We start from the raw sequence: 10178 nt of genomic DNA on the forward strand, positions 1-10178 counted from the left end.
TGTCACATGTGCCGCTTCAAACAAGAAAACCAATCGCAACAGTGGCCACACCCATGCTCGACTTTACTGGTTTGGGTATTTTGCAAGAAGCTCTTTTGTTAAACTTTTTTATCAAGCCGCTTTTTTCTTAACCGTAGTCGTTTTTTTGGGTGATTTTGCCGTAGTTTTAACTATTTTTGCGGACACTTTTACTGCCACATCTTCAGTTTCGCTGGTCGCTTTTGCCTTAGCAGGCACTTTAGCTTTGCGCTCTTCAAACTCAAAACTGACTTTGCCATCTTTGCCGCGTACCAAGAACGCCTTAAACGGACGACGAGTGCGCTGGGAAATAAAACCAGGTAGCAAATCAGTTTTACCGTCATTTAATAATTTTGCCATTTGCTCCGGCAAAATCTCTTGCTGCAAAATGATGCGTCCGCTACGGAAATCGCACGCCTTAGGTTTGGCAACGGTTTTTTCACAGGTATAAGATAAGCCCATTTCGTACACATCGCTGCCACATTTAGGACAAGGTCCCAGCGCAGTTTGGCCAGTAAAATCAACAGGCTCAGCATTTTCATCATCCTGATTTTGACCGAAATCAAATTCAAGCTTGAAGTTATTGTGCTCTTCATCACGTACAATTTTTAGGATCGCGGCGAATGGTCTGCCCATTTTTGAGCGAAACCCTTGCAAGGGACCAATTTCTCGCTTACTTAAAACCTCCTCCACTTCAGCAACCTCAAATTGACGGCTGCCTGGCGTCTTGCTCATAGAAAACTCACACTTGGTGCAAGCGAAGCGACGATAGTTTTCTTTAACTATGCCGCCACAATTCGGGCATGGTGTGTGCAGCGTGGCGTAGTCGCCGGGGATTGTATCGTTGTTATATTCCTTGGCGCGCTTGACGATCACTTGCGTCATTTGGGCAATTTCGCGCATGAATTCTTCGCGACTGATTTTACCGCGCTCCATTTGCGAGAGCTTGTATTCCCATTCACCTGTCAATTCTGGCGAAGTCAATTCATCAACACCAAGTCCGCGCAGCAACGTCATTAGCTGAAACGCCTTGGCGGTCGGCATCATCTCACGGCCTTCACGCAGTAAATATTTTTCGTTAATCAGCCCCTCGATAGTGGCAGCACGAGTAGCTGGCGTACCTAAACCTTTACCAGCCATTGCCTCACGCAAATCACCGTCGTCAACCAATTTACCTGCACCCTCCATCGCCGACAACAACGTAGCTTCAGTGTAGCGAGCAGGTGGTTTAGTAACTAAGCCGTTAGCTGTGATTTTTTCTGTTTTGACTTTTTCACCCTTAGCAACAGCAACTAAATTGCCTTTATTTTCCGGGTCATTATCGTCTTGTGCCTCTTTGCCATAAATAGCTAACCAACCAGGGTTGGTCATGACCTTGCCTTCGGTCTTAAACTGATAGCCAGACACTTCTGTAATACGAGTCGTGACTTGGAATTCTGCCGCGGGGAAGAACACGGACATAAAGCGACGTGTCACTAAGTCATATAACTTTTGCTCGGGCTCGGACAAATTTTTTGGCGCTTGGCTAGTTGGAATAATCGCAAAGTGATCACTGATTTTGGCGTTATCAAATATCCGCTTATTCGGCTTGACCCAATTACTATTCAAGATCTGGGCGGCGAACTGGTAATAGTTATTATTTTCCGAGACCGTTTCGAGCGTTTGCTTTACCGTATCTAAATAATCTTCTGGCAAGTGACGGGAATCAGTACGCGGGTATGTCAGCACCTTATGTTTTTCATACAGAGCTTGCGCTAATCCAAGTGTATTCTTGGCAGAGAAACCGAAACGAGAGTTCGCTTCACGCTGCAAGCTGGTCAAGTCGAATAATGCCGGCGCCATTTGTGTAGCTGGTTTAGATTCTTCACTAACATTGCCTTGTTTATTTCTGCAAGCAGCGACAATCGATTCTGCTGCTGCTTTGCTCCATAAACGCTCGGCTTTTTTCTCTGGGTCATGCTCATCTTTTTTGAACTGATGATCTAACCAGCGCCCTTCATAAATACCGGCAGCGCAAATAAATTCTGCACGGACTTCCCAAAAATCACGAGAAACAAACTTCTTAATTTTTTCTTCGCGCTCGACCACAATCGACAAGGTTGGCGTTTGTACGCGACCTACTGTGGTGAGATAAAAACCACCCTCTTTAGAATTGAATGCCGTCATGGCGCGAGTGCCATTAATACCGATTAGCCAGTCAGCCTCGGAGCGGCAACGCGCGGCATCAGCCAGCGGCATCATGTCTTCATCTGTACGTAGCTTTTTAAAACCATCGCGGATAGATGCTGGCGTCATAGATTGCAACCACAAACGACTTACTGGTTGTTTGGCTTTGGCGTGCTGCGCAATCAAGCGGAAAATTAACTCTCCTTCACGGCCCGCATCGCATGCGTTGATAAGAGCAGTAACATCTTTACGCTTGATGAGTTTATTCAACACCTTTAAGCGCGATTCGGTCTTGGCGATAGGATTCAGTGCGAAGTGCGGCGGGATCATCGGCAGATGGGCGAAACTCCATTTGCCACGCTTGACGTCATATTCTTCTGGTACCGTGATTTCTAGCAAATGGCCGACCGCCGATGACAATACATAATCGTCCGACTCAAAATAATCATCATGTTTAGTAAAGCCGCCCAAAGTTTTGGCGATGTCATTTGCGACTGAGGGCTTCTCGGCAATGATGAGGGTTTTGGTCATGGTGTTATTTCTCTATCGTTTCTTTGGCGTCTCTATATCAGAGACTGGCTGAATCGGTGCATGCTAAACAGATACTGATTAATCACTAAAGGGTAAAGTAAAAACTTAATTCGTCTCAATGCAGCGCAAGCCTAGCCTAAATTTGCTTGCGCCGCTGCAACAAGATAGCGCAAACCCATGCACATAAGGCATATTAAGCGCGAATAATAAACGTGATCGATGAAAAACTGCAATCGAGATATGTTTTTTACCACAAAACAAGCGATGACAGTGCTTTAGTGAACTTAGTGCAACAAGCGAGGTTCGCTCTCTTCGTCGGATAATAGCAATTCGTCAAACATGAGCATATCCGGTTCTTTGCCCTGACTCCAGAGCATCATCAGAACGATGACCTTGAGCTTATCCAAAGGAACAGGAGATTCATTAATGGCCAGAGCACGCTCAATCACGATCTCCCGCTGTTGTGAGTTCATCAGGCCAGCGGATTCCAGAAATTGCAAAAAACCCATGGCTGGCGTACCCAAAACTGCAATTTCGCGCTCGGCGTAGATACGGAAACCCTTGGATGCGAGAACATCAGATTCGGTCTGCTTATCGATTTCATTCGTTGTGTCGGCCAGGACGGTAAGCCAGTCCAGTGCTTCGGAAATTTCATCTTCTTCAAAGCCGACTGCGGAAAGTTTTTTAGCCAAAGCTACCGTGTCCGGACATGCGTCAGGGCGGTAGTAGGTTTCATAGAGGTATACAAGAATATCGAACATGCCGTTACTGTAGCCTCAAGGAGAATTCGAGACAAGTCCTGCGTTACTGCTTTTTTGCATCATCAATAATACAAAATCACTGCGAAACTTGCCTTATTATATATACTAGGTAGTAGTATTCTAACATGTCCATGTGTTACCTGTTCAATATGCCAGATTTTGACGATACTCCCCAATTTTTAATGGCTATTTTAGTTTTAGGAATTATAGAAGTTACGCAAAATTACCCCAGGCGTTTAATCATGGCACCAGCGAGCTGCTCAATATGCCCGTCCAACTCTAATGATAATAATTGTGCGCTCAGGCTTCCCGCATCCATACCTACACGCTCAGCCAGCATATCGATGTGCACGGGATCGTAGCCAATCGCATTTAATAATTCGCTGTCGGCGGCCGACACGCTGACATTTACATCGGCTCTTACCGCATTTTGTGCGAAGTTTGGGGCAACCAAATTAGCTAGCGACCGATCACGGCTACCGACACCGCTTGAAAATAGTGGCAAAAATCCCAACTCATCCAAAATATCCTGCGCGTTATCGACTAATTTTGCACCTTGCTTAATCAGTTGATGGCAGCCCTTAGCCAAAGGTGAATGAATCGAGCCAGGAATAGCAAATACATCACGCCCTTGTTCTGCCGCCATGCGCGCGGTGATCAATGAACCTGACTGCGCGGCTGCCTCAATGACTAATACCCCTTTTGCCAAGCCAGAAATAATCCGGTTACGGCGCGGGAAGTTAGAGGCAATCGCTGGCATGCCGAGCGCATATTCACTGACAATACAACCACCATCAGCAATCAAGTGCGCAAGGCTGCGATTGCGTGCTGGATAAACAATATCGGCGCCAGTACCAATCACAGCCACGGTCGATCCAGCACCGCGCAGAGCACCATGATGCGCAGCGGCATCAATGCCTGCAGCCATGCCAGAACTAATTGTTAAACCAGCCTTGCTTAAGGATTCAGAAAATTGCTCGGCATTTAAGATGCCCTGCGTAGTTGCATTTCTGCTACCGACAACGGCAATGGTTGGCGCATCCAATAAAGCAGCACGGCCTTTGACATAAATCAAAATTGGCGGATCAGGGATGTCAAGCAAGGCACGCGGATAATTGGCATCGGCCAAGGTCATTACCTGATTACCAGGCGATGCGCACCAATTCTGGGTAAGATTGATTTGTTGTTGAAGTTGATCGGAAGGCGCCTGCAGCAAAGCACGTGCAATTTTTTCCGATACAACTTGGGTCAGCGCAGAGAAGCTTGCTGCAAAAATCTGCGCTGGCAATCCAAATGCAGCCAACAGCTTACGGGCAGTTTCTGGCCCGACACCTGAGGTTTGTTCTAGCCGGAGCCAATCCTGCCAATCCGTGTCGTCAGTCTTTAACGATATTTCTGACGAAGGCAAAAGCATCCCAGCGTAAAGCACTATTTAACTGATTTATTCTGGCGAACTAGCCAGATCGCCGACGGTGACTGCCTCTGATACTCCCATGATCAAGCCATAAGAAATATTATCAAAAACACGGAAGACAAACAATGTGCCATATTGCTCGTCCGGCAAACGTATTGATTTTTTATCATCTGTTTTGTCTTGTATAACTTTGCCGTAACGAGATAATTGCAAGACTGTGCCTAGATTTAAGCCGGCATTGGTACCGCGATTAATGCTGATCACTTGGTTCGAGCCTGCATTGCTAACGCCACCATAGATCGAGACTACGCGTGCGCTAACAGACTGCTCAGGTGGATGAGGTACGTAATTCAGAATTGGCATTGGAGGAATCGGCACCAAGCGATCGCCGACCGTCATTTCTTCTTTGGAATTACTGACAATAAAGGTATCAACACCATCCGATGTTTTGGCAACACGATCCAACTTCACAGCACCAAGGAAAGTTGCTTCATAAGCGATCACTTTCTTGGTCTCAGGATCTTTCAGCGGCCTTCCAGGGCGGAATACTTGGAAGGCTGTGCCTCCTTTTAAATCACCACGCACGTAAGCCTTGTCACCTTTCCCCACATTCACTCTACCCTCTTGGGTTGCAACAATCCGTGGTGAGGTTAATAGCGTATTTTCTTCAACGATTAATGGTTGCACCAAGAAAGGTTCAATCAAATTAGAGGGGATTGAAGTAATCGCGTTCCCATCTAAGGATTCACTGCGAATTTGTGGCTGTAGTCTGCTCGATCCACTAGTCCCTAAATCACTACCGCCCATAGGATTGCCCAAGCGAAGACGTCCATTGACACGGTCAAAATAAACAATCTGGTTTGGATAAATCCAGTGCGGATTACGGATTTCTTCCCGGTTCATACCCCAGACTTCTGGCCAGCACCAAGGATTACTCAAAAATTTGCCGGAAATATCCCACAAAGTATCACCCTTAACCACCACATGTTTATCTGGCGCATTCGGTAAAAAAGCACATTTATTGGTACGGGCAGTACTACCAACTTCTTGTGCTACCGCCTGTGAAGTGCCAATAACAGGGAAGGCAACTGCGAGAAGCAAGGCGATTGTGCTAAACTTTTTCATGAATGTTGTCCGATGCGTGGTGCTGGATGCTAGATGGTAAAGCAGATAGGCGAGTAACAACTTGCCAAAGTGAATCAAATTTTGCCTATAAATCATTGAAGTAGCAAGAAAAACCGCATTGCAACGCCCTTTCGTTGTTGTGAAAAGTCTTATGTCTATACTAAATATCCTCCGTTATCCTGATCCACGTTTGCATAAAGTGGCTAAACCCGTCAGCGTTTTTGATGAACGCCTGAAAAAACTTGCCGCCGATATGGCCGAGACCATGTATGACGCACCGGGCGTTGGTCTGGCGGCATCCCAAGTCGATGTGCATGAACAATTGGTGGTAATCGACACCTCCGAAACCAATAGCGATTTGCGCGTGTTTGTAAATCCAGAAATTATCTGGGCCAGCGCAGAGAAAAAAGTCTATGACGAGGGCTGTTTGTCAGTACCTGGCATTTATGATGGTGTTGAACGTCCGTCAGAGGTCAAAGTCCGCGCGTTTGATGTCGATGGAAAATCATTTGAAGTCCACGCTGATGGCTTGTTGGCCGTTTGCATTCAGCATGAAATGGATCACCTCAAAGGCAAAGTGTTTGTAGAGTATTTGTCACCACTCAAACGCAATCGCATCAAAACAAAAATGCTCAAAGAAGAGCGTGAAGAACAACGCACTGGTCGAAATCCATCGTCGAAAGCACGTTGATGCGCGTCATTTTTGCCGGCACGCCCGAATTTGCCGCAATTGCACTGCAAGCGATTCATACAGCAGGCTTTGAAATCCCATTAGTGTTGACCCAACCCGACCGTCCGGCGGGTCGTGGCATGCAATTGCACGCCTCCGCGGTCAAGCAGTTTGCCCTTCAGCATGGGATTGCGGTAGCGCAGCCGACTTCTTTGCGACTAGACGGTAAGTATCCAGAAATCGCACAAGAAGCGCACGATCTATTACGCAATACGCAGCACGATGTGATGGTGGTTGCCGCGTATGGTTTGATTTTGCCACGCTCGACTCTCAGCATCCCACCACTAGGCTGCATTAATATTCACGGGTCCCTGTTACCTCGCTGGCGCGGCGCAGCGCCTATCCATCGCGCGATTGAAAGCGGTGATCGAGAGACCGGCATCACGATTATGCAGATGGAAGAAGGACTAGATACCGGACCTATGCTGAGTATGCAAAGTATTGCCATCGCAGCGGATGACAGCACCGGTAGTTTGCATGACAAACTGGCGCAACTTGGTGGCGAAATGATAGTGCAAACGTTGCGGGTTTTAGAGGTAGAACAAACGTCCATACAAGCAACGGTGCAACCCGAACAAGGCGTCACTTATGCCGCCAAAATCAGTAAAGAAGAAGCCGCATTAGATTTCAATTTAGCCGCCGATGTTTTGGAGAGGAAAATTCGTGCCTTCAACCCCTTCCCCGGGGCACATGCCAATATGAATGGTAGCGTCATCAAAATTTGGCGTGCTGAAGCCATTAAGTCATCATCCGGCACAGAAGCCAGACCAGTGGGTCGAGTCCTCGCCGCTAACGCGCATGAAGGTGTGGTAGTTGCCTGTGGCGAGCAATGCCTGCGTTTGACTGAGCTACAAAAGCCCGGCGGTAAGCGCTTGCCTGTTGCCGAATTTCTCAAAGGCTTTGTGATCGAAGTCGGCAGTCAATTCTCCCTCTAAAACTTTAGTTGAATTTTCTGCTGCGATGCGCCTCTTGCGTTTGCTGAATTGACGCTAGTGTTTGAATCCGTGAATCTGTATTTGAACTTGCGTTTGAACCTGTATTGACGTTTGCATTGCACCCAAGATCGGTATTGCAATCAACAGCCTATCGGACTTGCGTTGCGATTATGATCCGAGTTTATTTCCGCCAAATATCTCCAAGATACATCTGCTTTATTTAATATACTCCATACTGTATATTTCATTGTCCATATATTTATTGGAGGATAAGGCACATAAGTACATATACTCCCGTTATTTTCATTAATTTACTGGGATTTTATTTGTAGAAAACGCTGCGTCAAAATCATTCAAATCATACCGTTCCAGCAGTATTAGATTCAGCCGAAACAACTCTATTACGACCAAGCGCCTTTGCGCTGTATAAAGCGTGATCAGCTCTGTCTACCAAAGCTTCGGGCAAGCGCCCTTCTTCTGGAATCAGCACTGCCACACCAATGCTTACCGTGACATAACCATAGTGCGAACTCGCGTGTGGCAAAGCGCTGCTGGCGATCGCCTGGCAAATCGTATTGGCTAATATCATCGCGCTGCTGAAATCAGTTTCTGCGGCAATCAGGACAAATTCTTCACCGCCATAGCGGGCCACCAAATCGCTGGCACGACGAGAATTGGACTTTAATATGTTCGATACTTTGCGCAGGCATTCATCACCGGCCAAATGACCATAATGATCGTTATATTTTTTAAACCAATCCACATCCAGCATCAGCAATGCAATTGGGTGTTTATTGCGCATAGCTCGCAGCCATTCGCTAGCGAGTACCTCATCAAAGCGACGACGGTTGGCAATACCAGTCAGCCCATCCGTTGCGCTGATGGCAGCGAGTTTGCTGTTTGCCAGTTCCAGATCGCGGGTTCGCTCGTTGACGCGCTCTTCTAGCCGTTCATTATTTTCATGGACTTTACTTGCCATTTCATTGAACTTGGCAGAGAGCGCGGTGATCTCGTCTTTGCCTTCATAGGTCATGCGTATCTGATAGTTGCCAGTCTCGGTTTCTTTCATGATAGCGATTAGTTTTTTGAGCGGCATGGCGATACTGCGCGAGATCACCAGCGACAACATAATCGCAAAAATAAAACACAGTAATCCGATCAAAATCATCTTATTTCTAACCGACTCAGCCTCTGCAATCAGGTTGTGCAAAGGGATCGTGCTGATAACGTACCAGCCCGTGTTCGGGATGCGGGAAAAAGCAGCAAGATAGGTGCTGCTGCCTTGATCAGCATAAGAGGTAAAGTTGGTGTCAATACCGTTTTTAAGACTTGCTGCAACCTGCTCCAGAAGTAGCGGCTCAATCACCATATTGATCGCTTTATTCGATGACGTAATTAACTCGCCAGTTGCGCCGTTTACTACGAAGGTATTGGCATTACTTCCTAAATCAACGTTATCAAAAATAGTCGAGAAATAAGAAGGCTTTATGCCCACGAATAAGGTACCTGCCAGATAATTATTGGCTTTGATATGCATCGCCCGCAGCATGACCACACTTTTTTGTCCGGCTGAAATACTGTAAGTACACCAATACGGGCGGCCGTGCATGACTGGCGCTTTAGTGACGACGTCCACCACGCCTTTACCCAACTGCGAAAATACTTGTGAATCGAGGATACGATTCTCGCGGTCCAAAAAATATTTTTGATTGATATAAGTAAAAGAGCCGTATTTTTCTATTAAGGCTTTGGTCAGATCAGAGCGGGCAATGATTTTAGCCGCCTCGTCATCACCGTCATACTTGACGAGTGCATTTTGTACCCGGTCGGAGAGTACTAATTCTTCACTGGCAGTTTCTATTCTGCCCATTTGCAATTGGATATTTTTAGATACCTGCTTGACTATCTCCGTAGAAAATAACCTTGCCTTGTCTTGAATTGCCTTGCTCGATTCGAGATAAGAAATATAACCAGAAACAATCAAAGGCAATAACGACAGCAATATAAAAGAGATCGTCAGCCGATATCGGATTTCTATTTTTCTTAATCCTGATGAAAAAAAATCTAATACTCTGCGCATAGGTAATGAACTATTTTTATCGATTTTTTCTGTCGGAACTCCCACTTATTCAGCGATCGCAATTGCTCTCTCATGATTAATGTTCTGATGCTGGATGTATGGAAGACTCTTCTACCGTATCACGACAAATTGCACATGCTTGTCCACGACTCGAACGGTATAAACGATTAGTAATAAAAATGACCGTTGCTAGCAATGCCCACAAAGCTGATTCCCATGATGCCTGCCAAACTTCCCGGTGACGAGGAAGAACTGCCGACAAAAATATCAACAAAAACGTACAACAAAAAACGAGCAGAAACCGTTTAATCCAAAATAGAGTTCCCATTTTTCCTCTTATTTTAAAGAAAAATACACTTTATCTAAATGCCTCAATCTGAACGTAACATCGCACTATTAATCATTTTTCTTGGCTTCA

At 46.1% G+C, this 10178-nt stretch carries 7 protein-coding genes; 2 read left to right on the top strand and 5 right to left on the bottom strand.

Annotation, left to right across the window (positions count from 1 at the left end; all coding sequences use genetic code 11):
- Positions 1–111: 111 nt before the first annotated feature.
- The 4 genes from AAKU64_RS21560 to AAKU64_RS21575 all read right to left on the bottom strand — a co-directional run bounded on the left by AAKU64_RS21560 (position 112) and on the right by AAKU64_RS21575 (position 6015).
- A complete protein-coding gene (locus AAKU64_RS21560) occupies positions 112–2715 on the bottom strand; it encodes a DNA topoisomerase III (protein ID WP_354333744.1) in 2604 nt (867 codons plus the stop codon).
- 284 nt (positions 2716–2999) lie between these two features.
- Positions 3000–3476: a Smg family protein gene (locus AAKU64_RS21565; protein ID WP_322120442.1), complete on the bottom strand. Its 477-nt coding sequence runs from the start codon at positions 3474–3476 to the stop codon at positions 3000–3002.
- A 223-nt stretch (positions 3477–3699) separates the two neighbouring features.
- Positions 3700–4884, bottom strand: a complete 1185-nt coding sequence (dprA, locus tag AAKU64_RS21570; protein ID WP_503012726.1) for a DNA-processing protein DprA — start codon at positions 4882–4884, stop codon at positions 3700–3702.
- Between the two features lie 33 nt (positions 4885–4917).
- Positions 4918–6015: a LysM peptidoglycan-binding domain-containing protein gene (locus AAKU64_RS21575; RefSeq protein WP_354333748.1), complete on the bottom strand. Its 1098-nt coding sequence runs from the start codon at positions 6013–6015 to the stop codon at positions 4918–4920.
- A 151-nt stretch (positions 6016–6166) separates the two neighbouring features.
- Here AAKU64_RS21575 and def point away from each other — a divergent pair, with 151 nt between their 5' ends.
- Both def and fmt read left to right on the top strand, forming a co-directional pair.
- Positions 6167–6706, top strand: a complete 540-nt coding sequence (gene def / locus AAKU64_RS21580; RefSeq protein ID WP_354333750.1) for a peptide deformylase — start codon at positions 6167–6169, stop codon at positions 6704–6706.
- Positions 6706–7680 carry a methionyl-tRNA formyltransferase gene (gene fmt, locus AAKU64_RS21585; RefSeq protein WP_354333752.1) on the top strand — a complete coding sequence of 325 codons (975 nt, stop codon included), beginning with the start codon at positions 6706–6708 and terminating at the stop codon, positions 7678–7680. Before def ends, fmt begins: the two co-directional genes overlap by 1 nt.
- 358 nt (positions 7681–8038) lie before the next feature.
- On the opposite strand, the gene AAKU64_RS21590 is transcribed toward fmt, so the two are convergent.
- Positions 8039–9760 carry a diguanylate cyclase gene (locus AAKU64_RS21590; protein ID WP_354333754.1) on the bottom strand — a complete coding sequence of 574 codons (1722 nt, stop codon included), beginning with the start codon at positions 9758–9760 and terminating at the stop codon, positions 8039–8041.
- Between the last annotated feature and the right edge of the window lie 418 nt (positions 9761–10178).

Origin of the sequence: Undibacterium sp. GrIS 1.8, assembly GCF_040544445.1 — a bacterium.
In the GTDB taxonomy this organism is placed as follows: Bacteria; Pseudomonadota; Gammaproteobacteria; order Burkholderiales; family Burkholderiaceae_D; genus Undibacterium.